The following is a 1,325-nucleotide window of genomic DNA, read 5'->3' on the forward strand; positions in this document are numbered from 1 at the left end:
GCTGAAGGGGTGACGAAACAGGCTGAAATGCCTGGTATGTAAAGGTAGTACCACTTTATGGTAGAAAAAAGGTAGGTCTTCTATTTGCAACAAAACCTACCTGTTGACAATGTTACCCGAATTCTACCAAAACCACCTAAAAAGTCAATTTACTCTAGCAGAATATATTTTCTTAAAAATTTTCGTCAATCTCTTACAGTCAATTAAAAAAGTTAGTTTGGAAAAGTTAGCCAATGCTCTCCCTTTACCTATTAAATTTGAAAGTAGAAGAAAAAGAATTCAAAGATTATTATTGTTGCCCAACCTAACAATTGAAAAAGTTTGGTTGCCAATAGTTGAAAAATTCTTGAAAATCTACTTTACCGATGATCAAATAATTTATGTAGCAATGGATAGAACGAATTGGGGTAGCATCAATTTATTAATGGTTAGCTTCATTTGGGATAAAAGCGATGCAGCGCGGTCTTGGGGGTCCCCCCCATGAGCGACTGCATCAAGACAGAGCGTTTCCAATATATTTTACATTGTTACCAAAGTTAGGTAGTAGTAATTTAAAAGAGCAAAAAAGTATTTTATCAAAAGTTATTCCAATTTTTAAAAACTATAAAATCTGTGTATTGGGAGATAGAGAATTTTGCTCTGTTAAATTAGCAAAGTATCTCCAGGACTTTGGTGTATATTTTTGTTTGCGTTTAAAAAAGAATGAATTTATTGAGGATCAAAAAAATCGTTGGATTGAATTAAATAATTTAGGTCTAGTCCCTGGAGTTTCTTTGTTTATCAAAGGAGTTAGAGTGACTAAAACTCGTGGTTTACTAGGTTTTAATGTCGCCGGAAAATGGCAACGTAAAATTAAGGGATTAGCCCCAAAAGAAGCATGGTTTATTTTGACAAATTTTGATAATTTGGAGTCCGCTATTTCCGCTTATAAAAAAAGATTTGATATTGAGGAAATGTTTAGAGATTTTAAGACAGGTGGTTATAACTTGGAAAATACTAAGGTTGAGGGTGAACGCTTTATTTCTCTAGTTTTATTGATAACTATAGCTTATACTTCTGCAACGATTGAAGGTCAACATATTAAACGAAAAGGAATGCAGAAATATGTTGGTCGTGTCAAAGAATATGGTCGCAGGGAGCGGAGACATAGCAGTTTTTATGTTGGTTTATACGGTCAAACCTGGGTGAATCTTAAGGATGTTTGTCTAGAATTAGTAACTGAATTAATCAGACTAAATCCTAATAAACGAAAATATTATCAACGAGGTCTAAGGGCTAGGTCGCTTATAGAGTCTGCGTTTTAACTTATTTCGTCACCCCCCCAG

Annotated in this window: 1 pseudogene; it reads left to right on the plus strand. The window is 34.1% G+C overall.

Annotated elements, in window-relative coordinates:
• Positions 1-109 precede the first annotated feature (109 nt).
• Positions 110-1,304 (plus strand): annotated as a pseudogene (locus F6K37_RS42815) (IS4 family transposase).
• Positions 1,305-1,325: the final 21 nt, after the last annotated feature.

Source organism: Moorena sp. SIO4E2, from assembly GCF_010671945.1.
Classification (GTDB): Bacteria; Cyanobacteriota; Cyanobacteriia; order Cyanobacteriales; family Coleofasciculaceae; genus Moorena; species Moorena producens.